This window comes from Campylobacter sp. US53 (assembly GCF_004378995.1).
In the GTDB taxonomy this organism is placed as follows: domain Bacteria; phylum Campylobacterota; class Campylobacteria; order Campylobacterales; family Campylobacteraceae; genus Campylobacter_D; species Campylobacter_D jejuni.
On record NZ_RYYH01000010.1, the window covers coordinates 32,036 to 56,490 of the forward strand.

Annotated in this window: 27 protein-coding genes, 1 pseudogene and 1 riboswitch; of the genes and pseudogenes, 13 read left to right on the top strand and 15 right to left on the bottom strand. The window is 31.8% G+C overall.

The window, feature by feature from the left end:
• Positions 1-92 precede the first annotated feature (92 nt).
• From ELQ05_RS07415 to ELQ05_RS07440, 6 genes are read left to right on the top strand one after another with little or no spacing between them, the layout of a single operon-like run.
• Positions 93-335, top strand: coding sequence for an HP0268 family nuclease (locus ELQ05_RS07415; protein WP_002851103.1), 243 nt, complete (start codon positions 93-95; stop codon positions 333-335).
• Complete coding sequence (gene miaB / locus ELQ05_RS07420; protein WP_052821683.1) at positions 332-1,633, top strand: tRNA (N6-isopentenyl adenosine(37)-C2)-methylthiotransferase MiaB; 1,302 nt, start codon at positions 332-334, stop codon at positions 1,631-1,633. Before ELQ05_RS07415 ends, miaB begins: the two co-directional genes overlap by 4 nt.
• A complete protein-coding gene (locus tag ELQ05_RS07425) occupies positions 1,617-2,246 on the top strand; it encodes a lysophospholipid acyltransferase family protein (RefSeq protein WP_002880682.1) in 630 nt (209 codons plus the stop codon). The genes miaB and ELQ05_RS07425 overlap by 17 nt, the downstream gene beginning before the upstream one ends.
• Position 2,247: 1 nt before the next feature.
• The gene (locus ELQ05_RS07430; RefSeq protein WP_134240053.1) at positions 2,248-3,273 is read left to right on the top strand and encodes a clan AA aspartic protease; all 1,026 of its coding nucleotides are present in this window, start codon (positions 2,248-2,250) and stop codon (positions 3,271-3,273) included.
• Positions 3,270-3,797 (top strand): hypothetical protein, encoded by a 528-nt coding sequence (locus ELQ05_RS07435; RefSeq protein WP_019109158.1) that lies wholly within the window; start codon positions 3,270-3,272, stop codon positions 3,795-3,797. The genes ELQ05_RS07430 and ELQ05_RS07435 overlap by 4 nt, the downstream gene beginning before the upstream one ends.
• Positions 3,787-4,305, top strand: coding sequence for a hypothetical protein (locus ELQ05_RS07440; protein WP_002868197.1), 519 nt, complete (start codon positions 3,787-3,789; stop codon positions 4,303-4,305). Before ELQ05_RS07435 ends, ELQ05_RS07440 begins: the two co-directional genes overlap by 11 nt.
• On the opposite strand, the gene thiC is transcribed toward ELQ05_RS07440, so the two are convergent.
• The 3 genes from thiC to rpe form a co-directional block, all read right to left on the bottom strand.
• Positions 4,297-5,589, bottom strand: coding sequence for a phosphomethylpyrimidine synthase ThiC (gene thiC, locus ELQ05_RS07445; protein ID WP_070316525.1), 1,293 nt, complete (start codon positions 5,587-5,589; stop codon positions 4,297-4,299). The genes ELQ05_RS07440 and thiC overlap by 9 nt on opposite strands.
• Positions 5,590-5,645: 56 nt before the next feature.
• Positions 5,646-5,750, bottom strand: a riboswitch (TPP riboswitch).
• A gap of 21 nt (positions 5,751-5,771) precedes the next feature.
• Positions 5,772-6,533, bottom strand: a complete 762-nt coding sequence (locus ELQ05_RS07450) for a 3'-5' exonuclease (RefSeq protein WP_070316524.1) — start codon at positions 6,531-6,533, stop codon at positions 5,772-5,774.
• The gene (gene rpe, locus ELQ05_RS07455; protein ID WP_002859889.1) at positions 6,530-7,177 is read right to left on the bottom strand and encodes a ribulose-phosphate 3-epimerase; all 648 of its coding nucleotides are present in this window, start codon (positions 7,175-7,177) and stop codon (positions 6,530-6,532) included. Before rpe ends, ELQ05_RS07450 begins: the two co-directional genes overlap by 4 nt.
• Positions 7,178-7,316: 139 nt before the next feature.
• Here rpe and rpmB point away from each other — a divergent pair, with 139 nt between their 5' ends.
• From rpmB to ELQ05_RS08580, 4 genes and pseudogenes are all read left to right on the top strand, one after another.
• A complete protein-coding gene (gene rpmB, locus ELQ05_RS07460; RefSeq protein ID WP_002854974.1) occupies positions 7,317-7,511 on the top strand; it encodes a 50S ribosomal protein L28 in 195 nt (64 codons plus the stop codon).
• A 184-nt stretch (positions 7,512-7,695) separates the two neighbouring features.
• The gene (locus ELQ05_RS07465) at positions 7,696-7,911 is read left to right on the top strand and encodes a YdcH family protein (RefSeq protein ID WP_002855201.1); all 216 of its coding nucleotides are present in this window, start codon (positions 7,696-7,698) and stop codon (positions 7,909-7,911) included.
• Between the two features lie 420 nt (positions 7,912-8,331).
• Positions 8,332-8,580, top strand: a pseudogene (locus ELQ05_RS08575) (methyl-accepting chemotaxis protein); the annotation flags it as partial.
• A gap of 3 nt (positions 8,581-8,583) precedes the next feature.
• The gene (locus tag ELQ05_RS08580; protein WP_374220062.1) at positions 8,584-9,018 is read left to right on the top strand and encodes a CZB domain-containing protein; all 435 of its coding nucleotides are present in this window, start codon (positions 8,584-8,586) and stop codon (positions 9,016-9,018) included.
• A 31-nt stretch (positions 9,019-9,049) separates the two neighbouring features.
• Here ELQ05_RS08580 and ELQ05_RS07475 read toward each other — a convergent pair whose 3' ends face one another.
• The 5 genes from ELQ05_RS07475 to acpP all read right to left on the bottom strand — a co-directional run bounded on the left by ELQ05_RS07475 (position 9,050) and on the right by acpP (position 14,348).
• On the bottom strand, positions 9,050-9,646 hold the full coding sequence (locus tag ELQ05_RS07475) for an NUDIX domain-containing protein (RefSeq protein ID WP_070316522.1): 597 nt from the start codon (positions 9,644-9,646) through the stop codon (positions 9,050-9,052).
• Positions 9,647-9,728: 82 nt separating this feature from the next.
• On the bottom strand, positions 9,729-11,801 hold the full coding sequence (locus ELQ05_RS07480; RefSeq protein WP_096702941.1) for a TonB-dependent receptor domain-containing protein: 2,073 nt from the start codon (positions 11,799-11,801) through the stop codon (positions 9,729-9,731).
• A 133-nt stretch (positions 11,802-11,934) separates the two neighbouring features.
• Complete coding sequence (locus ELQ05_RS07485; protein WP_002854780.1) at positions 11,935-12,873, bottom strand: acetyl-CoA carboxylase carboxyltransferase subunit alpha; 939 nt, start codon at positions 12,871-12,873, stop codon at positions 11,935-11,937.
• A gap of 1 nt (position 12,874) precedes the next feature.
• Positions 12,875-14,089: a beta-ketoacyl-ACP synthase II gene (locus tag ELQ05_RS07490; RefSeq protein WP_002882383.1), complete on the bottom strand. Its 1,215-nt coding sequence runs from the start codon at positions 14,087-14,089 to the stop codon at positions 12,875-12,877.
• Positions 14,090-14,114: 25 nt separating this feature from the next.
• Positions 14,115-14,348: an acyl carrier protein gene (gene acpP / locus ELQ05_RS07495; protein WP_002854831.1), complete on the bottom strand. Its 234-nt coding sequence runs from the start codon at positions 14,346-14,348 to the stop codon at positions 14,115-14,117.
• 109 nt (positions 14,349-14,457) lie between these two features.
• Here acpP and tenA point away from each other — a divergent pair, with 109 nt between their 5' ends.
• Entirely contained in the window at positions 14,458-15,126 is a 669-nt protein-coding gene (tenA, locus tag ELQ05_RS07500; RefSeq protein WP_072225850.1) for a thiaminase II, read from the top strand.
• 23 nt (positions 15,127-15,149) lie between these two features.
• Here tenA and sdhE read toward each other — a convergent pair whose 3' ends face one another.
• From sdhE to gpmI, 7 genes are all read right to left on the bottom strand, one after another.
• The gene (gene sdhE / locus ELQ05_RS07505; RefSeq protein ID WP_070316520.1) at positions 15,150-16,007 is read right to left on the bottom strand and encodes an 8-methylmenaquinol:fumarate reductase membrane anchor subunit; all 858 of its coding nucleotides are present in this window, start codon (positions 16,005-16,007) and stop codon (positions 15,150-15,152) included.
• Between the two features lie 3 nt (positions 16,008-16,010).
• The gene (gene sdhB, locus ELQ05_RS07510) at positions 16,011-16,976 is read right to left on the bottom strand and encodes an 8-methylmenaquinol:fumarate reductase iron-sulfur subunit (RefSeq protein ID WP_070316519.1); all 966 of its coding nucleotides are present in this window, start codon (positions 16,974-16,976) and stop codon (positions 16,011-16,013) included.
• Positions 16,973-18,808 carry an 8-methylmenaquinol:fumarate reductase flavoprotein subunit gene (gene sdhA / locus ELQ05_RS07515; RefSeq protein WP_070316518.1) on the bottom strand — a complete coding sequence of 612 codons (1,836 nt, stop codon included), beginning with the start codon at positions 18,806-18,808 and terminating at the stop codon, positions 16,973-16,975. Before sdhA ends, sdhB begins: the two co-directional genes overlap by 4 nt.
• A gap of 336 nt (positions 18,809-19,144) precedes the next feature.
• Complete coding sequence (locus ELQ05_RS07520) at positions 19,145-19,555, bottom strand: pyridoxamine 5'-phosphate oxidase family protein (RefSeq protein ID WP_079263854.1); 411 nt, start codon at positions 19,553-19,555, stop codon at positions 19,145-19,147.
• Positions 19,556-19,561: 6 nt separating this feature from the next.
• On the bottom strand, positions 19,562-20,305 hold the full coding sequence (gene fabG / locus ELQ05_RS07525; RefSeq protein ID WP_070316517.1) for a 3-oxoacyl-ACP reductase FabG: 744 nt from the start codon (positions 20,303-20,305) through the stop codon (positions 19,562-19,564).
• Entirely contained in the window at positions 20,295-20,393 is a 99-nt protein-coding gene (locus ELQ05_RS08515; protein ID WP_032603128.1) for a hypothetical protein, read from the bottom strand. Before ELQ05_RS08515 ends, fabG begins: the two co-directional genes overlap by 11 nt.
• Complete coding sequence (gpmI, locus tag ELQ05_RS07535; protein ID WP_070316516.1) at positions 20,377-21,855, bottom strand: 2,3-bisphosphoglycerate-independent phosphoglycerate mutase; 1,479 nt, start codon at positions 21,853-21,855, stop codon at positions 20,377-20,379. Before gpmI ends, ELQ05_RS08515 begins: the two co-directional genes overlap by 17 nt.
• 79 nt (positions 21,856-21,934) lie before the next feature.
• Here gpmI and mraY point away from each other — a divergent pair, with 79 nt between their 5' ends.
• Together mraY and murD are read left to right on the top strand one after the other, a co-directional pair.
• Positions 21,935-22,996: a phospho-N-acetylmuramoyl-pentapeptide-transferase gene (gene mraY / locus ELQ05_RS07540; RefSeq protein ID WP_134240054.1), complete on the top strand. Its 1,062-nt coding sequence runs from the start codon at positions 21,935-21,937 to the stop codon at positions 22,994-22,996.
• Entirely contained in the window at positions 22,996-24,204 is a 1,209-nt protein-coding gene (gene murD / locus ELQ05_RS07545; RefSeq protein WP_070316515.1) for a UDP-N-acetylmuramoyl-L-alanine--D-glutamate ligase, read from the top strand. Before mraY ends, murD begins: the two co-directional genes overlap by 1 nt.
• Positions 24,205-24,455: the final 251 nt, after the last annotated feature.

Sequence of the window (24,455 nt, forward strand, 5' to 3'; positions counted from 1 at the left end):
ATGTAGATAAAAATTATATCCTTAATAAGTTTAATTAAAAGTAAAATTTGCTAAAATTATAGATTAAAATGAAAATTCTTAAGGATTTAGCTATGGAATTAAAATTGGCAAGAACTTTGATTAATGAAAAACCTAAAAATATTAGCCTAGAAAAAATCGAAGAGGCTATAGAAAAAGAAGGACAAAAGTTTTTTTATTTTGATAAAGATAATACACACAAACAACTCATTGCCCTTGTAAATCATTTTGAAAAAAAAGGAGTAAGCATTTATCATAGAACCGTAAAATACGGACTTGATGATAATGATTTTATGTATGAGGTACATATTCTTTGAGTGCTAAAAAACTTTTTATCCAAACTTTAGGTTGTGCGATGAATGTCAGAGATTCTGAGCATATGATCGCAGAATTAACACAAAAAGAAAATTACGCACTAACAGAAGATATCAAAGAAGCAGATCTTATTCTTATTAATACCTGTTCAGTGCGTGAAAAACCTGTGCATAAACTTTTCTCAGAAGTGGGTGGCTTTGAAAAAGTTAAAAAAGAAGGTGCTAAAATAGGAGTTTGTGGATGCACTGCATCACATTTAGGAAATGAAATTTTCAAACGTGCTCCTTATGTGGATTTTGTTCTAGGGGCAAGAAATATTTCCAAAATCACTCAAGCTATAAAAACTCCAAAATTTATGGGCGTGGACATAAACTATGATGAAAGTGAATTTGCTTTTGCAGATTTTCGAAATAGTATTTATAAATCCTATATTAATATCTCCATAGGTTGTGATAAACACTGCACTTATTGTATAGTGCCACATACTAGAGGAGATGAAATTTCCATACCTTTTAACATCATCTACAAAGAAGCTCAAAAAGCCGTTGAAAAAGGCGCTAAAGAGATTTTCTTGCTAGGACAAAATGTCAATAACTACGGCAAAAGATTTAGAAACGAACATAAAAAAATGGACTTTTCAGATCTTTTAGAAGAACTTAGCACTATAGAAGGTTTGGAGCGCATTCGCTTTACAAGTCCACATCCTTTGCATATGGATGATAAATTTTTAGAAGTTTTTGCCAATAATCCAAAAGTTTGCAAATCCATGCACATGCCTTTACAAAGCGGCTCAAGTGAAATTTTAAAAGCTATGAAGCGTGGCTATACTAAAGAATGGTATTTAAATAGAGCTTTAAAACTTAGAGAACTTTGTCCAAATGTTAGCATTTCTACAGACATTATTGTAGCTTTTCCAGGGGAAAGTGAAAAAGATTTTGAAGAAACTATGGATGTTTTGGAAAAAGTGCGTTTTGAACAAATTTTTTCTTTTAAATACTCCAAACGCCCTTTAACAAAAGCTGCAACTATGCCTAATCAAATCGATGAAGAAACAGCTTCAAGAAGACTTAGCACCTTACAAAATCGTCATAGTGAAATTTTAGATGAAATTGTAAAAAAACAAGAAAATAAAACTTTTAAAGTTTTATTTGAAGAATTAAGAGCAGGCAATAGCATTGCTGGAAGAACAGATAATAATTTTTTAGTTCAAGTTGAAGGTAGCGAAGAACTTTTAGGGCAATTTAAAGAAGTAAAAATAACTAATGCAAAGCGTATGGTTTTATATGGGGAAATCGTTTAAAATCCATTGCTTAACATATATAATTTTCATCTTGCAATGGCTTATTTTTTTAAGCTGCAAAAAGCACTATAAAGGTGAAAAAGTTGACCGTAAAGCTGGTGTGATACTTTTTTGGCATGGAAAATTAGCACTCATGCCTTTTGCGTTTAGACATTATAGACAAAAAAATAAAAAAGCCTATGTCATGATCTCCCACCATAAAGATGGAGAACAAATTGCAAAAATCATCAAGCTTTTCGGTCTTGATACTGTAAGAGGAAGCACTTCAAGGGGTGCTAGCAGTGCACTTAGAGCTGCATTTAAAGTTTTAGAACAAAATGACGATATAGTTATCACGCCCGATGGTCCACGAGGGCCTTATCATAGTATTTCAGATGGTTCTATCATTTTGGCTCAAAAAAAAGAACTAAAGATAAGAATTTTAAACTATGAAGCAAATCGTTTTTGGGAATTTAAAAGTTGGGATAAGATGATCTTGCCAAAACCTTTTAGTAAGATTACTTATAGTCTAAGTGAACCTTTGGATATTTTATCTTTAGATAAAGAAAAAGCTAAAGAATTTCTAATGGAACAATTTGATAAAATTAGCTTAGCTGATCAATTTAAGGAATGAAATGTTATTTTTACTTAAAAAAATATTTCCACAACTTTTTATTAGTATTATTTTAGAAGATAAAAAAAATATTGTAAAAGCTTCTATTTATAGAGGAAATAAACTAATCAGTAGCAATGAAAAAACTTTTGATAAAAGCGAAAATTTATTAGAATACATAAAAAATTTAAGCAAGCATTTCTTATTTTACCATACTGCTTTATTTTTGGATGCCAAAGAACAAGGATTAATACCTAGTACAAATATTCAAGATTGTGAGCACTTTAATATAGGAAAAATCAGCTTACAGCATATTTTGTTTAATAATGCCCTTGTTTATACGGCTACCGAACATGTGGAATATTATAGCGAGCTTTTTGAAGAATATAGAGGTTTAGATTTTTTATATTCCCCTTTTGCCCTTCTTTACTACAATACACAAAAAGAAAAACAGCCTGATGATCAAATTTTACTTTATGGATTTAAACAAGGACATCTTTTGGCAATTATTGTTGCTAAAGGCAATACTATTTTATACGGTGATTTTAAAATATTTGAGCAAGAATTAGGTTTAGAGCTTGAACTTCCATCAGAAGATAATCAAGAAATTGAAAACAACAACGATGATACTGAAGTTACCTTAGATAACTTCAATGAAGCCTTAAATAATAAATTTGACCTACTTGATCAAGAAAATAATCTTGAAACTTTGGATAATAATGATAATTTTAATCTTGAAACTTTGGATAATAATGATAATTTTAATCTTGAAACTTTGGATAATAATGATAATTTTAATCTTGATGAATTAAATCAATTTAGCAACGATATGGAACTTTGTCGTTATATTATTACGAGCATTGAAAAATTTTACAATGATGATAAATATGCTGCGGTATTTATCAATGGTATTTTATTATATAGCGAATCAGATATTAACATAAGTGCTATTGATTTTTTAGAAAGTGAAACTTTTTTAGAGATAAAAACGAAACAAATCAACACCTTAGATCTTATGATAGAGTTGATGCGAAAGGAGCTTAAATGACTTATAGCTTCATACAGCCAAGAAAAAAACCTATTTTCACACTCTTTGATAAAATTTGGCTAGGACTTTTTGGTTTTAGTATATTATTTATCTTGCTAGTATATTTTACATATACAATAAAAATTGCATTAATCAATAGCTCTATCGATGATGAAAAACAACAAGTTATAGTGCTTCAAAATCAAACTAAGCAAAATGAAATGCTTTATGAAATTTTATTTGATCAAAGCCAAATAGCGAAAAATTTTAACACTCAAAATCAAATTGTTAAAGAAAGCTTAAGAAATCTATTTGATATTATTGTAAAAACTGATAATATTACTCTTGAAAGTGTTGAACAAGACGAATATTCCTTAAAACTTATCGGAGTCACTCCTACAAGAGAAATGTTTACTCTACTTTTAGAAACCCCTTTAAAAAGCATCTTTGATCAAAGCTATACAACCTATTATCGCTTAGATAATGGGTGGTATCGTTTTGTTAGTATTAGTAAACAAATTCCAGGAGTTACAGATGAAAGATAAAAGCCTAGAAGAAATTGATTTATTAAAGCTTATCATTTGCGCGTTAAGTTTTATAAGCGTTTGCACAGCCTTGATCTTATTTTTACTTTTGCCGACATTAAAAAATTACAAACAAGCAAATCTTAGAGAAAACTCACAACTTGCCATCTTAAAAGCCGCTAAATCAAAATTTGACTTTAGTGAAGATAAAATATCAACCCTAAGAAGCGAAAACAACAAAAGTTTAGAGCAATTTGAGCAAAATTTTAATATAGGAAATTTTGATATTTTTTTACAAAAATATTTTCAAAATGTAAAAATTCAAGAAACTAAGCCCGAAAAACAAGAAAAATATCTAAAAAACCGCTTAGCCATTAAAGCGACAATGAACAATCCTAGAAGGCTTTATGATTTTATTGATGCTCTAAAAAACTATAATAACTTAATCAAGCTTGATTATCCGCTTAATCTTAAAGCAGGAGAGCAAGGCATCTCTATAGATCTTACTCTCAAAGTTTATTCAAGCTAAACTCACATCTTCACCTTTTAAAATCTGATTCATAGTATTCATTGCACACATTTTTCCACACATGGAACATGAGTTTAAATCATCAGGGCGACGCTCATTAAACATTTTTTTAGCCTTTTCTCCATCAATAGCAAGCTTAAACATTTTCTCCCAATCCATCTCTTGTCTAGCCTTACTCATCTCATCATCCCTTGCTCTTTCTTTTGGAAGTTTGGCTATATCTCCTGTATGAGCTGCAATTTTAGTCGCAACTATACCCTCTCTAACATCTTCTAAATTTGGAAGTCTTAAGTGTTCAGCAGGTGTTACATAGCACAGCATATCAGCACCGCTAGCTGCAGCCACAGCTCCTCCAATAGCACCACTAATATGATCATACCCTGCGCCAATATCTGCTACCAAAGGTCCTAAGACATAAAAAGGCGCTCCTTTGCATAAACGCTTTTCTAATTGCATATTTGCCTCTATTTCATTAATAGCCATATGCCCTGGACCTTCTATCATTACTTGAACCCCAACATCCCAAGCCCTTTGGGTAAGAAGCGATAATTCTATAAGCTCTGAAATTTGCGCCCCATCACTTGCATCGTGAGTAGAGCCAGGACGCAAAGCATCGCCCAAAGATAAAGTTACATCGTATTTTAAACAAATGTCAAGCAAATCATCATAATACTCAAAAAAAGGATTTTCGGCATCTTTCATCATCATCCAAGCATAAAGCACAGAGCCTCCTCTTGAAACTATATTTGTAAGTCTTTTACTTTGTTTAAAAATATGCGCTGCGCGAGAATTAATACCTGCATGAATTGTCATAAAATCAACCCCACTTTTAGCATGATGATATACAACATCTAAAAAGTCTTTAGCACCAATTTGTTTTAAATCTTTTTCTAAAAATCCTACCGCATCATATACAGGAACTGTTCCTATCATAGCTTTTGAAACATTAACAAGCTCGTCTCTAAAACGACTTGTTTTGCCATAATTGCTTAAGTCCATAATCGCTTCTATGTCAAATTTATGAGCGAGCTCTACTTTTTTCATTTCCTCGCTATAATCAACGCAATCATTTGAAACTCCTAAATTTACATTAACCTTAGTACGCAGTCCAAAACCTATACCATTTGGATCAAGACTTTTATGATTAATATTTGCAGGGATAATAATTTTACCGCAAGCAATATTTTCAAGCAAAAAATCTTTACTTAAATTTTCTTTTTGTGCAACAATCTGCATTTCTTTAGTAAAAACACCTTGTTTGGCATAATTCATTTGAGTTTTCATAAATTTATCCTTTAAAAAATTTGGATAAATGAAGGGTGAGTATAAATTTTTAAAGTATTGAAATTTATAAATCTTCCCGACGCTGGCATTATCCAGATCCGGTTCGGTCTAAGCTTTTAGCTTACTCTCAGCCTGTTACACAAGCTCCCGTCATTTATGTTTTAATTATACACTTTAAATATTTATTTTTGCTTTATGCGTGCAGTCTTTGTAAAATTTATAAGTTCTTCTGTAGTTTTTATATGATAAGGAAGTTTTCCAAGGCAATATTTAAAAATTTCAGCAGCTGCTAAAGCATCATCTAAGGCCCTATGATGCGTATTTTCCACGCCCAGAAATTCTTTCAAAACCTCTAGTTTATATTTTGGACTTTCTATACAACATTGTGCAAATTCTATAGTGCAAATACGACGATTAAGCAAAATGCCAAAACCACACTCATTTAAAGCCTTAGAAATAAAACTATAATCAAAACGCACATTATGCGCTACAAAAATACTGTCTTTTAAAAAAAGCCTAAAATCACTTAAAACCTTTGCTAAACTTGGAGCATTTTCCACCATCTCATAAGTAATACCCGTAAGTTCGGTTATATTTTCTGGAATTTCTTTTACTTTAACAAAACTTTGAAAGTGTCCAATTTCTTTAGAATTTTGAATTTTTACTGCTCCAATTTCTAAAATTTCCCCCTTACTTACACCGCCAGTACTTTCTATATCTACTATGCAAAAAATTTCATCTTTAATTTTTGTTGTGCGTGTTTTAAGGGTAAAAATATTATCTTTATTCAAAGTTAAACCCAAACCCAAAAGCTCAAAAGTTTCCAAATCTAAATCAAAATTTTTTAATTCTTCAACTTTGGCAAACTCTTGCATCACCCAATCATAAGGCTTGCTTTGCTTATTTAATATAGAAATAATCTGATCAATTTGCTGTAAACTCAAAATTCAAGCTTTAAAGATGAAATTGCAGTTTTATAATCATTAGAAGAAAAAATATAACTTCCAGCCACCAAAATATCAGCTCCGGATTCTTCTAAATCGCTAGCATTTAAACCATTAACACCACCATCAACCTCTATAAAAACTTTAGCATTTTTTTTATCAATCATTTGGCGCAATTCTTTGATTTTTTCATGCACCAAAGGTAAAAATTTTTGTCCACCAAATCCAGGATTAACACTCATTAAAAGTACCATATCTACAAATTCTAGCATGTGTTTAATAGAATCAATAGGAGTGTGCGGATTTAAAACAATAGCAGGATGGATTCCTTGACTTCTTATATATTCACAAAGTCTTATAGGATGAACTTCGCTTTCCATATGAAAAGAAATGAATTTTGGTTTCAAAGGGATAAAAAGATCTATAAATTTACTTACATCTTTAACCATCAAATGCACATCTAATGGCAACTTACTAATAGTTGAAATTTTTTCGATCACGCAAGGTCCAAAAGTCAAATTTGGAACAAAGTGTCCATCCATTACATCAATATGTAAAAGATCTGCACCTGCAGCTTCAATAGCTTTAACTTCTTCTTCTAATTTCAAAAAATTTGCAGACAATAAACTTGGAGCTACATACATGATCAAAACCTTAAAGTATATATAAATGTGATAAATAATATTTTATCGACTTATATATTAAAAAAACTATAAATTATGGAATATTTTAAGCTTAATTTTGATAAAATCTCCATTTAAAAATTTTCATAAGGACAAGAAAATGGCAAGAGTATGTCAAATCACAGGCAAGGGTCCAATGGTGGGTAATAATGTCAGCCATGCTAACAATAAAACAAAAAGACGCTTTTTACCTAATCTCAGAACAGTTCGTGTAACTTTAGAAGATGGCACCACGAGAAAAATGAGAATTGCAGCTTCTACTCTAAGAACTCTAAAAAAACAAAATTCTAAATAATTTTGAGGATTTATTCCTCAATTTTAAAATTTCCAATTTAAAAATAAACTTTAATAAATCACTTATATAACACACATTTAAAAATTATTATTAATTTTATTATTTTTTAAGCCAAAAATATCTTTTAATAGTGTAAAATACCTTGTTAAATGAATTTTAAATTTCACTAATACAAGGAGAGTTTATGCTACATGAATATAGAGAATTAATGTCAGAGCTAAAAGGTAAAGATGCTCATTTTGATAAACTATTTGATCGTCATAATGAACTTGATGACATGATTAAAGATGCAGAAGAAGGTAGAACTTCTCTTAGCAGCATGGAAATTTCAACCTTAAAAAAAGAAAAGCTTCATGTAAAAGATGAACTTAGCCAATATCTAGCAAATTATAAAAAATAAGGCAAAACAATGTTTGGAAGTAAAATAAACCATTCTGATCTTCAAAAACTTGAAGAAGAAAATAAAAATCTTGCACATAAAATTGAAAAATTTCAATCGGAAAATTTAGAATTAAAAAATAAAATTACATCATTAGAACAAGAGGCTTTAGAGTCTAAACTTAAAACAGATCTTTTAAATGTTTTATTAACCGGAGTTTTAAAAAATATTACTATTGTTCAAGGCGATATGCTAGAAAATGTAAATAAGGCAGAAGTTATCTCTAGCTATTCTAAAACTTCTCTTGCTGAAATGGATGAACTTAACCATATTGCTAATTCTATCAATGCTTCCTTAGGAGATATTACAGAATCAGCCAATAAAACAAGAGATGCTGCAGGAACCTTACATAGAAGTGTAGATGAAATTACTAATGTAATCAATCTAATTAAAGATGTTTCCGATCAAACCAATCTTTTAGCTCTTAACGCTGCTATAGAAGCTGCACGCGCAGGTGAACATGGACGTGGTTTTGCTGTTGTTGCTGATGAAGTAAGAAAACTAGCTGAAAAAACACAAAAAGCAACCACAGAAGTTGAAATGAATATCAACCTTCTAAAGCAAAATGCGAATGAAATGTATACTCAAAGTGAGCAAGTTGAAAAAATTTCCATAGATTCTAATGCTCATATTATGAGCTTTTCCGAAAAATTTACTCACTTAGTAAATGAAGCGCATTCTACTAATTCAAATGCAGTTGGTATCGCTTCAGAAGCTTTCGTATCTTTAGCAAAACTAGATCATATAGCTTTTAAATTAAATGGTTATAAAGAAATTTTTTCCAAATCAGGAAAGCAATTAGCTGATCACACATCTTGTCGCTTAGGAAAATGGCTTGCTAGCACAGGAAAAGAAAGATTTGGGCAAAATAAAAGCTTCTTAAAAATTAACGAGCCACATGAAAAAGTTCATGAAAATATGAATAATGCCATAACAATAGCAAATACAGAAGATATTAGCAAAGATATTACTCAACACAGCATAATTAATAAATGTGAAGTTGCCGAAAATGCATCGCTTGATCTTTTCAATGTATTTAAAGAAATGCTTGATGAGTCAGTTCATTAAAATCCTAGGTTGAACCTTTTTAAGGTTTAACCTAAATAATCTTTAATTTTCCCCTCTTTTCCTTTAAAAACCACATATAAGCAAAATCAAGCAAAGGCGTTCTTATCATATTTTTACATTTTTTTTCAAAATCCTGCACCTTAACATAAACAGCTTCAATCTCTTCATCATCAACTCCACCTCCAGAAGAAATTTTATCTTTTTCATCAACTTCTGCGAAATAAAAACTTTGCTTGCTTACACCTGAACCAAACCCTGTATAAAAATCTCCTATTTTTTCTAAATTTTTAGGAGCATATCCTAGTTCTTCTATACATTCTTCTTTTGCTATTTCCTCTAAAGATAATTTTTTATCTACAAGTCCTGAACAAAGCTCTATAGTATAGCCCATATTATCATCTTTTACATAATCTTTATCATGCATTTGATGATACCAAAGTGGTATGCGAAATTGGCGTACAAAAATAAAACTTTCTAATTCTTTATGATACAAAAGCACTGAAACACTATCTTTAGATTCTATAAAATCCCAAGTACAAAACTTACCATTACTTTCATAAGCAAATCTCTTAGGCTTAATATAATTTGATTTTTCAAAAGAAAGTTCTTTTAAATTTTTAAATGCCATAATAAAACCTTTTATTTATTTTTCACATTGTACTTTATTTTTGCTTTTTTGAAAATATAAAGGTGATTAAAGCCTTAAAAAATTAAAATTCATATTTATAACTCAACCAAAAACTCCTTCCTTCTGTATAGTCTTGATAACGATTTGCATATCCAGCAGGATTAGCCCCATCCCATTTAGTAACTTGAGGATCGAAGAAATTTTTATCAAAAAGATTTTGCACTGCAAAACTTAAGCTAGATTGCTTATTAATTTTATAATTTATCCCTAAATCCACTATATAAAAAGGCTTATATTTTTGCCATGGCAGACTACCATTACCGCCACCTTTTGCTTTAGCTATAGTATCAAGTCTTGCTCGTGTTTTTATATAGGAACTAAATTTACCTCGCTCATAGTTTAATTTTAACATTGCCATATGCCTTGGTAAATTTTCTATTCTATCACCACCAAACCAATTTTTTTGACCATCTTTGTAGCGATTATCCATAAAAGTATAACTTGAATTTAGGCTAAAGCCATTGTAAGTTTTGGTATTAAATGCAAATTCTATACCTTTAGTCTGTGTTTTTCCAAGATTAATAGGACGCGTACAAACAGTGCCATTGCTACAATTAATACCATTTTGCATACCTGTTAAATCTTCACTACTGATTTGATTTGTAAAATCAGTAATAAATCCTGTGATAGAATAATGTGCAAAATCAAATATCCTAAAATCAACACCCAATTCATAATTTATACTTTCTTCTGGTTTTAAGTCAGGGTTTCCAAAATAAGCATTACCATTGGCATAATTATAATATCCATTTGTCAACTCCTTAGCAGCAGGAGTTTTATAGCCTTTTGAAACACCTCCTTTAAAGGCTATATTATCATTTAAGTGATAAACCAAATAAACCCTAGGCGTAAATTCAGAATCAAACAAATCGCTATAAATATAACGCAAACCTGTAGTAAAAATCAAATCATCTGTTATAAAATACTCATTTTCCCCATAAAGCGCAACCGTGGTTTGATCAAGATTTTTACCTCTTATTTGACTACCTGCGCTTGCTTGATCATTTTTTAACACCTCATAATCAATCCTTGCACCAAAGGTATTTACTAAATTACCGTACTGACCTAAATTCCAAGGTAAAACAACCTTACCTTCTCCTACCCAAATTTGGCTATGCAGCTCCTTATCCTTAGTGCTACCATATTGTAAATATGAGTTAGTTGAACTAAAATCATAGTTACCATCATGATTTAAAACAATATTATCCTTAAAAAGTTGTCTTTCACTTTTAATAGCCCTACTACTTGTAGAATTCACTGAAATTTCATTAATATATCGTTCTATATCAAAATATATATTATTTTTATCATTTACTGTCCAATTAAGCCTAGAACCAAAACCTAAACTAGTAAAAGCACCTGGACTATGACTAGCAATTTGATAATTATCAGGTCTTTGTTGACTACTATTCCAAACTGGTGTAGGCCATTTTAAATCAGAAGTTGCCTTATCATAATACTTCAACCTTGCAGAAATTGATAATGTATCTTCAATCAAAGGAGTTGCCACATAAGCATTAAATCCCCCAGCATTGCCATAGTGATTAGAGTGCTGTTGTAAAAGAGTGTTAAATTCTATATTTGCCTCAGTCTTATCAGGATTTTTCTTAGTGATAATATTTATCACACCACCTACAGCATCACTGCCATAAAGTGTAGAAGCTGGACCACGTATAACCTCAATACGCTCTATCATAGACAAAGGTGGTAGATATCCTGACTCACTGCCACTAAAACCATTATCATAAAACCCATTTGCAACACTTTGACGTTTTCCATCAATTAAAACTAGAGTATAAGAACTACCAAAACCTCGTATGCTAAAATCATAAGTGCCTGTTTTATTCATAGTCACATCTACACCTGGAATATCTCCTATAGCTTCCCCTATATCCTTAATTGGTTTTTTTTCAAGCTCTTCTTTTGTAATGATAGAAATACTAGCAGGCGCATCAACCAAATCTTGTTCAAAACCACTAGCACTAACCACAACATCATTAAGTTGATATTTTTCTTCTGCTTTTAACAAAGCTCCAGATAAAATCAAAAAACACAGTAAACTTTTTTTAAATTTTATATTTTTAATTTGAGTCAAATTAATTCCTTTAAAAATAATTATTTTGATATTTAAAATCATTTTTGAAGTATAAAAAAAGAATACTTTTAATTAACTTAATTTTGATAACAATTATAAATAATAAAATTATTTAAAAAAGCGAAGTAAAAGCCTAAGCCTCTTGATAGGCTCCAAGCTTTAAAATTTTCTGCATACGATTTGCAGAAAGTTCTCGTACATCAATATTTTCAAGTTCATTTAGAGATTTTTTTACATAATCAGCAATAGCTACTGCTGCAGCTTCTTTATTACGATGTGCACCATTTGTAGGCTCATCTATAACATCATCAATTAAACCTTGAGATTTTAAATCATCAGCGGTTACCTTCATAGCCTTGGTTGCAGCTTCACTTTTTGCAGGATCATTCCAAAGTATTGCAGCACAACCTTCAGGAGAAATTACTGAAAAAACAGAATTTTTCATCATTGCAAGTCTATCTGCAACCCCTATAGCTAACGCCCCGCCACTACCACCTTCTCCGATAACTATAGCAATGGTCGGTATTTTCAAATCACTTAATTCATATAAATTTCTAGCGATAGCTTCACTTTGCCCTCTTTCTTCAGCACCTATTCCAGGATAAGCACCTGGAGTATCTATTAAAAATAAAATAGGAATTTGAAATTTCTCTGCAAGTCTTGCTACTCTTAAGGCTTTACGATATCCTTCAGGATGTGGCATCCCAAAATTTCTAGCGATTTTATCTTTTGTTCCACGTCCTTTTTGCTCACCAATTACAATTATTTTTTTCTCTCCTAAATAACCCATAAAACAAACAATAGCAGGATCATCTCTAAAGGCACGATCACCATGTATTTCGTGAGCGTCATTTAAAATAAGTTCAATATAGTCAAGAGCATAAGGGCGATCTGGATGACGCGCTAATTGCAAACGTTGAAAATCGCTTAAATTCTTATAAGTTTTAGAAATTTCTTTTTCAAGATTTTTCTTTAAAATCGATACAGCTTCAGTATCTCCTTTAATCTGAGCATTGATAATGTCCTCATCAATTTGCTGAATATTTTTTTCAAAATCTAAATAAGAAGCCATATTAATCTACTTTTTTAAATACAACACAGCCATTTGTGCCACCAAAACCAAAAGAATTACTCATCACCACTTTTAAATCTACTTTTCTTGATATATTTGGAACATAATCAAGATCACATTCATCATCTTTTACAAGCTGATTGATTGTAGGTGGAACCACCCCATCTCTTAAAGCCATAACACTAACAACCGCTTCAATTGCACCTGCAGCACCCAAGCAATGGCCTGTTTGTCCCTTGGTGGAACTTATAAGCGGGATATTATTGCCAAAAAGCTCTTTAATTGCTGCTGTTTCATTTTTGTCATTTACAGGGGTTGAAGTTCCATGTGCATTGATATAATCTACCTTTGGATTCCCTGCCATATTTAAAGCTTTTTTCATAGCTCTTAAAGGCCCATCTAAAGTTGGTGAAGTAATATGATGCGCATCTGCACTTTCTCCAAATCCAATTAATTCAGCATAAATTGTAGCACCGCGTTTTTTAGCCTCTTCATATTCCTCAAAAACTAAAGCTCCAGCACCTTCTCCCATGACAAAACCATCTCTTTCTTTGTCAAATGGTCTTGAAGCATGCTGTGGATCTTCATTTCTAGTTGATAAAGCTTTCATTGAAGCAAAACCACCTATACCCACAGGACAAATCGCAGCTTCTGCACCTATGACTAACATCTTTTTAGCATTTCCCAAAGCTATACTTTTATAAGCTTCTCCTATAGCATGAGTTCCTGCTGCACAAGCTGTAACACAAGAAATATTTGGCCCTTTAAGTCCATGCTCTATAGAAATCAAACCTCCTAACATATTTACAAGTGCTGAAGGTATGAAAAAAGGGGAAATTTTACGCGGACCTCGCTCGGAACAAATAATGGAATTTTTTTCTATGTTAGGCAAACCTCCGATACCAGCAGCCGAAACAATGCCAAATTCTTCTTTGTCTAATTCTTCACTAAATCCAGCATCCTGCATTGCTTCTCTTGCTGCTTTAATTCCAAGTTGTATGAAACGGTCAATTTTTTTTACTTCTTTGCCATCAACAACCTCTAATGGATCAAAATTTTTAACTTCAGCTGCAATTTGAACAGGAAAGTCTGTGGCATCAAAAAGAGTAATTTTATTTACTCCGCTTTCTCCATTGCAAATTGCTTTAAATGAACTTTCTTTATCTAAACCAAGGGCATTGATCATACCAATACCTGTAACTACAACTCTTTTCAAGAATAAGCTCCTTGCAAGAAAAAAATTATTTTTTTAGATTGTCAATATAATTTACAACATCTTCAATTTTAATTAATTTTTCAGCATCACTATCTGGAATTTCTACTTCAAATTTTTCTTCTAAAGCCATAATAAGCTCTACAACATCTAAAGAATCAGCACCTAAATCTTCAATAATTTTTGATTCCATTTTAACTGCATCTGCATCAATACTTAATTGCTCTACTACTACTGCTTTTACATCATCAAATGTTGCCATTTGTTCTCCTTCAAAAAATTAAAATAAAGCGTATTTTACTATAAAAAGCTTAAAATATTTATAGTTTTTCATTATACTTGAAAATAAAATATTAAAACATAAAGGAAAAATGATGCTTTTCTCTAATTTAATCAAAGAAAATCAAAAAATTTGGAATGCTTATCTACATCATGATTTTGTTAAAAAATTGGAAGATAAAAGCCTAAAGCAAGAAAATTTTCTTTTTTATCTCAAGCAAGATTATATTTATTTGCTTAATTACGCAAAATGTTATGCAAGATTAGCACTTAACTCAAATACCGCAAAAGAACTTCGTTTTGCTATGAAATTTCAAAATTATATAGTTGAAGGAGAAATGGAGCTTCATCGTGCAATTTTATCTCTTGGCATTAATGCAGATGAACTCGATGCAAAAGATGAAAGTTTAGTCAATATAGCCTATTCGCGTTATATGTTAAGCGTAGGTGAAAATGGAGATTTTTTAGATATGTTAGTTGCTCTTAGTGCTTGCGCTATAGGCTATGCAAAAATAGGTGCTGAAATTATAAATCGTTTAAAAAATGAAAATTTAAAAGATCATCCTTACAAGGAATGGATTTTGACCTATGGAAGTGAAAATTTTCAAAATGAAGCTAAAGAATTTGAAGATTTTGTTAATTCTTATACTTCAAGTGTTAGTGCACAAAAATTCCAAAAACTCAGCGAAATTTTTCATACTGTAACACGCTTAGAAGTGGCTTTTTGGGAGCATTCTTTAAGAATGGAATTAAATCTTTAAACATGGGCTTTTTGCCCATGTTTTTATGCAATTTTACTTGCATCAATAATATTATAATCCAAACCAACCATTTCTTTAGAAAGTCCTAATGCAAGTCCTACTAATTGTGATAAATGAATAATAGGCAATCTTGCTTTAGAATTAGTATAATCTTGAAATCTTTCTTGATAGATATCAAGCTGCATTTGACAAAGTGGACAAGGTGTTACAACACAATCAGCTTGATTTTCACTTGCATTATTGACAATTTGACTAGACATTTTTTTCACAGATTTTTCTGCAGGATAAGAAGCATGAAAACCACAACAATCAAGGCGTTTTTCAAAAAGAACTATTTTAGCCCCTAAAACTTCTACTACACTTTCAAAACTTTTTGGATTGGTTGAACTTTCTTTTTTACCGAAAGTATCTTCAGGTCTTAAACTATGGCAACCATAAAATAAAGCTACTTTTAAATTTGAAAGCGGCTTTTTCACCTTGCTTTTTAAATTATCCAAATCCTCATAAAGCTCCCACAAAAGACTTGTAATAGGCGTTGAACCTTGATATTTCATTCCACCTTGTGCTAAAAAAGTATTGATGCGTTCTTTTGCACCCTTATCAAGAGTATTTTTTGCTTTAGTTAAAGTTAGCATACAAGTACTACAAGTTGCAAGCATTGGCATTTTCATCTCTTCCGCTAAAGCAATATTTCTTGCATTAGCTACCAAAGTCGCAATAGGATCAACACACTGTGCTTGAGAAGCCCCACAACAACTCCACCCCTTAATTTCATTCAACTTCCAACCCAAAATAGGTGCAATAGCTTCAAGTGAAATTTTAGATTCTTTTGCAGCTTGAGATAAAACACAACCTGGAAAAAAAGCGTATTCTTTTTGCATATTTTACTCCTTAATAGCAGCTTCTTGTGCCGCCTTTATCATTTTAACCAAATCTTTATGCCCTTCTATTTCATCCTCGCCAAAAACATGCATAGGATTCATTTTTCCTGCACGCATAAGTTTAAAAGCTATATCTGTTTTACCCATAGAACCTATAACACCCTCAGAACGCAAAGCAAGATAAATTTCATTCAAGCGTCCTGAACCTTCAACTAAATCTTTATAAAAAGCTTCAGCATGATCAGGCCCTAAGCCTTCATTTAAACCTTTTTTAATCGCCATCACTCTTAAATTTGCTATATCACTTACTGAACTTATACCCTTTGGACAACGATCAGCGCACTCTTGACAATGAACACAAAGCCAAAGTCCATTCATTACGCTGGGTTTTACATGCAACATAGGATCCTTACCTCGAGAGTCCGCCGCTGCACGCCAAGCATGAGTAAAAACAAAAGGTTGCATATAATCGCTACTATCTGCTTCTAATTTATTACACTCTGAAGCACAGCTACCACATAAAATACAATCCCATTGCTTGCTAATACGATCAAATTCTTCTTGACTTTGTTTACAGCCCTTTTCCGCTGAAAATTCATTTTTTGCCACCATAGCAGGACGAATTTTTCTTAAATTTTCTATAGAAGGCTCCCAATCCACAATTAAATCAGAAATTACTCTAAAATTTCCAAGCGGAGAAATGCGTATACTTGAAGGATTATCATATTCTTTTAACAAATCTTGCATTTTAGTATCGCAAGCAAGATAAGAATGCCCATTCACACGAACTGCACAAGCCCCACAAATTGCAGATTGACAAGAGGCGGTAAAATTTAAAGTAATATCTTTTGTTTTTTTGATAAAAAGCAAAAGAGAGAGCAGAGTTTTTCCTTGTATATCCTTATCATCAATATCATAACTTTGTTCATATTTTTCCTTGCCATTAAAACGATCTATGATAATTTTCATTGTACTCTCCTTCCATCAAGTGAAAACTCAGTTACCACGACATCTTTATAACTAAGTTTTAATTCATCATTTTCTAAATTTACAATGCTATGTTTTAAGAAATTTTTATCATCTCGCTTTGGATAATCTTCTCTAGTATGAGCCCCACGACTTTCAAGTCTATTTCTAGCTGCTAAACAAGCACAGCGAGAAAGTAAAATCAAATTACCAAGCTCTACATAATCTGTAAAAGCAGTATTCATCACTTCATTAGGATTTGGAATACGAATTTTTTCATATCTTGCTTGTATATCTTCTAAATTTTTTGCTAGAAGATCGAGTTTTTCTTGGGTTCTAAAAATCCCCATATTATCCCAATTTTGACTTCCTAGCTCTTCTCGCAATTCATACATTTCTTGACCATTTCCGCCATTATTTGTAATTTCTTTAAATCTAGCCTGCCATTTTTGAGCAAGTTCATGAGTTTTTGCTCCTTTTCCAAAACTTGCATCTTTAGCATAATTTGTCGCACCAATGCCTGCTAAATGCCCTGTTACAACTGCATCGGCTAAAGAATTTCCCCCTAGTCTATTAGCTCCATGTATAGAAATACAAGAAGCTTCTCCACCTACATAAATTCCAGCAATTTTAGTACTCATATCTTCAAATTTAGCCACTTCAATTCCACCCATAGAATAATGCGCCGTTGGACGGATAGGTACAGGAGCATCTACTAAATCAATATTTTCAAAAAGCATTGCAGTGTGACGAATTTTTGGTAAATCTTTTAAAATTTTTTCTTTTCCTAAGTGGCGTACATCGCACAAAACATAAGCTCCAAGTCCCTCACCATAACCTCTACCTTCGCGAATTTCTGTTTCTATAGCACGCGCAACTACATCTCGCGGTGCAAGCTCCATTTTTTCATGGTAATTTTTCATAAAACGCTCACCACGATTATTTAAAAGATATCCCCCTTCACCGCGCGCCGCTTCTGTAATAAGAGTTCCGCCATTTGCAACTCCTGTTGGGTGAAATTGTATCATCTCAGGATCTTCAAAACCAAGTCCTGCTCTAAGAGCAGCTGCCACGCCATCTCCTGTGGCAATAAAAGGAGTTGAAGTTCTATTATAAAATATCCTTGTATATCCCCCTGTAGCAATCACCAAAGCTTTGCATAATACAGGATAAATTCCACCGCTTTGTATATCTCTTAAAACGACACCCTCGCATTTTCCATCCACAACACCTATATCCAAAAGTTCATGATCCATTAAAAATTTCACACCACTACTAATAGCATCATCTAAACAAGAATGCATTAAAATATGACCTGTTTTATCTGCAGAATAGTTACAGCGTTTCTTAGAAGCTCCTCCCATTAAACGCTGAGCTACTCCACCTTGCTCATTTCTTGAAAACAAGGTTCCTATAAAATCCATATTAAAAATAGCCTTTCCAGCTAATTCGCAAAATTTTAAAGCCGCGTCTTGATCTACCAAATAAGCTCCGCCTTTAATAGTATCATAAGCATGTAATCTATAGGAATCTCCATTAGAAAAATCAGTAACTCCATTAATTCCACCCTCTGCCATACAAGTTGCGTTACGCGATGGCATCATCTTTGTAGCTACCACAACGCTTAATTTTGGATTTTCTTTTCTCACTGCGGCTGCAGCACGCAAACCTGCTCCACCTGATCCAATTACCAAAACATCACAAGAAGGTAAATTTGTATCTTTATCCATCTTAGATGAATCATCTAAGGCATAAACTCCACTTGAACTTGCAACTAAAGCTCCTACACTAATACAGGCTGTTTTTATAAAATCTCTTCTAGAAAATTCACCCATATCATTCTCCTTATTTAAAAAATTAATAATAATTTTTAATGTAAGTCAATCTTACATAACCGCATGCCAAAAATCCAAAAACAAACTCTCTTTTCAATATAAAATGAATTAAAAACAAATTTATAATTTAATAAATATAAAAAAGCATAAGATAAGCAATCAAAGAAGATAGATGAATATAATAAAATAAATATTAAAAAATTTTTGCAATATATCATAATCTATTCCTTGCAAATTAAATGGAATGATTATACCTTAAAAAAATAACAAAAAATTAATATTAATTAAGATATTATTTATCTTAATTAATATATAGTTAATAAAATTATCAAATCATTAAGCCTTAAAAAGCTTAAATTCTCCATTCATAAATTGCATTCTAGCGCTTAAATGATCAAGATAAAAAACTTCAAATTTTGGATTTTGTGGAGTTTCATAAAGATTTACAAGATAAGGGTATTTTTCAAACATCATTTTTTTAACTTCTAAATTTGGTTCAAAAACCGCATTAGCTCTAAGTCTTAAAAAAGTCCCATCTTTTGCACAAGAACAAAATTCAATACCATTATAATTTTTTATATGTTTAAAAAGTCCCTTTGTGTTTGCTGTGCAAAAATAAATTTTATCTCCCATAAGCAATGGACTTTGTATAGGACGCACTCTAGGATTTCCACAAGTTCCTAAAGTGGCTAAAAATGCCGGTGCATTATCATCTAAAAATTGTGCTATTTCTTTTAAATCCATCATTTTTCCTTACATATATAAACCACCATTGATCTTAAGCACATCACCTGTCACATAAGAGGCATAATCACTAAGTAAAAACGCTACACAATTAGCCACTTCTTCAGGTTCTGCAAAGCGTTTTAAAGGGATATTATCTTGATAAACTTGTTTGATTTCATCGCTTAAAACTTCAGTCATATCGCTTTTTATAAAACCTGGAGTTACACAGTTAAAGCGTAAATTTCTACTTGCTCCTTCTTTAGCAAAAGATTTAGTCATAGCTATCATTCCACCTTTACTAGCAGAATAATTTACTTGTCCAGCATTACCCATTTCTCCGACAATAGAAGCGATATTCACAACAGCACCAAAGCGTTTTTTACTCATGGTTTTTAAAGCTTCTCTACAACCTAAAAAAGCTGAGCTTAAATTCGTATCCACAACGCCACTAAAGTCCTCTAATTTCATTCTTAAAGCAAGTTTATCATTTGTAACGCCTGCGTTATTTACAAGATAACTTAACTCTCCATCGCTCTCCACTATGGTTTTTACACCATTTTCAAACTCATCTTCTTTGCTTGCATCAAATTTAATCACAGCAGCAACGCCACCACTTGCAATAATTTCATCTTTTAAAGCATCTGCGAGTTCAGGTTTTGAACGATAATTAATCCAAACTTTAAGTCCAAAACCCGCTAAAGTTTTTGCGATAGAAGCACCTATTCCCTTACTTGCTCCGGTAATTAAAACATTTTTTCCGCTAAATTTCATTATCTATCCTTAATAAGTTTAATTTTAAAAATTGCAATCTTAACAAATTTCTTATAAAAAAGGCAAACAAACTAAAACAAAGCCTCATTCATTTCTTTTGGAATTTCTAAGTCTAAAATTTTAAGCACACTTGCAGCGATATTGCTAAGCCCCATATTATCTTTAATCTTTGAAACTCCCTTTGCTTGCACAAAAACAAAAACATCAAAAGTGGTATGATTGGTAAGCAAATTTCCTTTTTCATCTTGCATAGCTTCGCAATTTCCATGATCACTTGTAATGATAAAAGCATAATCATGCTTTTTTGCACATTCTACAATCTCGCCCAAACAAGTATCCACCGCTTCAACAGCCTTTATAGCAGCATTAAAATCACCTGTATGTCCAACCATATCTCCATTTGCAAAATTTACCACTATAAAATCCTCACCCTTTTCTATACCTTTTTTCACTGCATCACACACTTCAAAAGCACTCATTTGGGGTTTTTCATCATAAGTTTTTACCTTGGGGCTTGGGATTAAAACCCTTGTTTCATTTTCTAAAAGCTCTTCTTTTCCGCCATTAAAAAAGAAAGTTACATGGGCATATTTTTCGGTTTCTGCGGTATGAAGCTGACTAAGCCCTGCTTTAGAAATCACTTGTGCTAAAGTATTTTCAATTTTTTCTTTTTCAAAAAGCACAGGGAGTTTAAATTTATCATCATAAACACTCATAGTAAGTAAATTTTCAAAGATTTTTTCGCGTTCAAACTCTTTAAAATCCTTAGAATTTAACACTTCAACAAGTTGTTTCATTCTATCATTTCTAAAGTTGATAAAGATAATGCCATCTTCTTCTCTCATGCCCTTGTAATTCTCATTTTGAGCTGCTTTGATAAATTCATCAGTAACATTTTCATCGTAAGATTTTTGTAGGTATTCTAATAAATTTGGCACTTTATAAGCCTTACCTAACAAGCACTCATAATACTCTTTTACCCTATCCCAACGCTTATCTCTATCCATAGCATAAAAACGCCCACAAATCGTAGCAAAATGCACGCCTAAGTTTTCACAAAATTCTTTTAAATCTTTTATGAAATTTAAGCCACTTTTTGGACTTACATCGCGCCCATCAGTGATTGCATGAGCAAAAACTTCATTGCCATTTTTCGCACAAATTTCAAGCATGGCTTTAAAATGCGTATCCATAGAATGCACCCCGCCATCGCTATAAAGCCCTATAATATGCACTCTTTTACATTTTGCTAAAAGTTTTTGTAAATTCTCATTTTTTTCAAGTTCTTTGTTTTCAATGGCTTTATTAATACGCACTAAATTTTGATAAATAATACGCCCACTTCCTATACACATATGCCCTACTTCACTATTTCCCATCTGCCCTTCTGGCAAACCTACAGCTAAACCACTCGTTTTTAGTAAAGAATTTGGGACTTCCTTAAAAAGCTTTTCATAACTTGGTTTTTTAGCTGCTTCAAAAGCATTAAACTTACTATTCTTATTATACCCTATTCCATCTGTAATAATTAAAACGCATTTTTGCTTCATTTTTCTCTCTTTTATAAGAATTTTTTTGGTTAGATTTTACTAAAATTAAACTTTTAAAAACCAAAAAGAAGGCTAGGTTTTGTATTATCTTTCAGATTTAAGTCATTATGCTTTTTTTACTTATATTAGTGTGCGTGCAGGATTTGCTTTTTTTATCGCTTTATGTTTGTCTTTATTTTTAATGCCTAAATTTATTACTTGGGCAAAAGCTAAAAATGCTAGTCAACCTATTTACGAATATGCCCCAGAAACTCATAAAACCAAATGCCATACTCCAACCATGGGTGGGCTTATTTTCATCAGTTCTGCAGTAATCGCAAGTTTATTTTGTATCAAATTTGATAATATTTTTGCTATAAGTGCTTTGCTTTGTTTGATACTTTTTTGCTTGATAGGACTCGTAGATGATTTAGGCAAAGTTCTAAAAAAAGATAATCATTCAGGACTTAGCCCAAAAATGAAGCTTTTAGCGCAAATCATCACAGGACTTATTTGTATCTTACCTTTATATTTTAGTTCAGAACTTAGCACAGAACTTTTTATACCTTTTTACAAACATCCTCTTTTTGATATGGAAATTTTTGCCATTGCTTTTTGGATTTTGGTTTTAATTTCTAGCTCTAATGCTGTAAATTTAACCGATGGACTTGATGGCTTAGCTACAGTTCCAAGTATTTTTTCTTTATCTACTTTAGGGATATTCTTATATTTGAGCGGAAATTTAAATTATAGTGAATATTTACTTTTGCCAAAAATTCAAGGACTTGGTGAAGTAGTAATTATTTGTGCTGCATTAATCGGTGCTTTAATGGGATTTTTATGGTACAACTGTTATCCTGCACAGGTTTTTATGGGGGATAGTGGAAGTTTAGCTTTAGGTGGATTCATAGGATTTTTAGCTATCATTAGCAAAAATGAAATTTTACTTTTACTCATAGGTTTTGTTTTTGTTCTTGAAACTGTTTCTGTAATTTTACAAGTTGGAAGTTTTAAAATTTTTAATAAAAGAGTATTTAAAATGGCACCTATTCATCATCATTTTGAAAAAGTTGGCTGGGTAGAAAATAAAATTATAGTGCGTTTTTGGATGATAGCCCTACTTTCAAATTTACTTGCACTTGCATCAATAAAGCTAAGATAATGAAAATTTCACTTTTTGGATATGGAAAAACCACACGCGCTATTGCTGAAAATTTGGTAGATAAATTTGGGTCTTTTGATATCTATGATGATCATTTTATAGAAACAAAAAAAGATACACTAGGAAATTTACTTTTAAATCCTAATGATTTTGATGATAATTTAAGCGATATTGAAATTCCTAGTCCAGGTTTTCCACCAAAGCACAAACTCATTCAAAAAGCAAAAAATTTACAAAGTGAATATGACTTTTTTTATGATATCATGCCAAAATCCGTTTGGATAAGCGGAACCAATGGCAAAACCACTACCACTCAAATGGCTACACATTTATTATCACACATTGGTGCTGTTATGGGTGGAAATGTTGGAACTCCTTTAGCAGAGCTTAATCCTTATGCAAAACTTTGGATACTTGAAACTTCATCTTTTACCCTACACTACACTCATAAAGCTAAACCTGAAATTTATGCACTTTTACCTATAAGTCCTGATCATCTTTCTTGGCATGGAAGTTTTGATAATTATGTTCAAGATAAGCTAAGCGTTTTAAAAAGAATGAATGAATGTGATGTAGTAATACTGCCTAAAATTTATGCAAATACTCCAACAAAAGCTCATAAAATAAGCTATGAAGATGAAAAAGATCTAGCTGTTAAATTTGGCATTGATACGGAAAAAATTTCCTTTAAAAATCCTTTTTTACTCGATGCTATCATGGCTTTAGCTATAGAAAAAATTCTACTTGATGCTTTAAGCTATGAGCTTTTAAATAGCTTTGTAATGGAAAAAAATAAACTCGAAGAGCTTAAAGACAGTCAAAATAGGCTTTGGGTAAATGACACTAAAGCTACAAATGAAAGTGCTGTAATGGCTGCACTTAGTCGCTATAAAGATAAAAAAATCCATCTTATCATAGGGGGAGATGATAAGGGTGTAGATCTTAGCAATTTATTTGATTTTATGAAAGGATTTGATATAGAACTCTATGCTATAGGTATTAGTACTGAAAAAATGCTTGATTATGCAAAAAAAGCGAATTTGAAAGCCTATAAATGTGAAGTTTTATCTAAAGCTGTAAATGAAATTTCAAATCACTTAAGAGTCAATGAAGTAGCTCTTTTAAGTCCCGCTTGTGCAAGTTTAGATCAGTTCAACTCTTACGCAGAGCGTGGAAAAGTCTTTAAGGAATGTGTGAATAAAATTTAATTTATTTTACTTTTCATACAAATATATTAAACCTTCCAAACCCCTAAAAACACCCTATTCTCTAATATAACCCTAAGCACACAGTAAATCTTTATTTTACACTATTCCAAACACCATCTAAAACAACAATAAAAAATAAACATAGGATTTATATATAAAGTAAGTAATGAAGATATTTAACAAGTCCGCAATGAGCTACTTTCCCCCTGCCAGTAAGGCGTAGTATCATCACCCACGATGTGCTTAGCTTC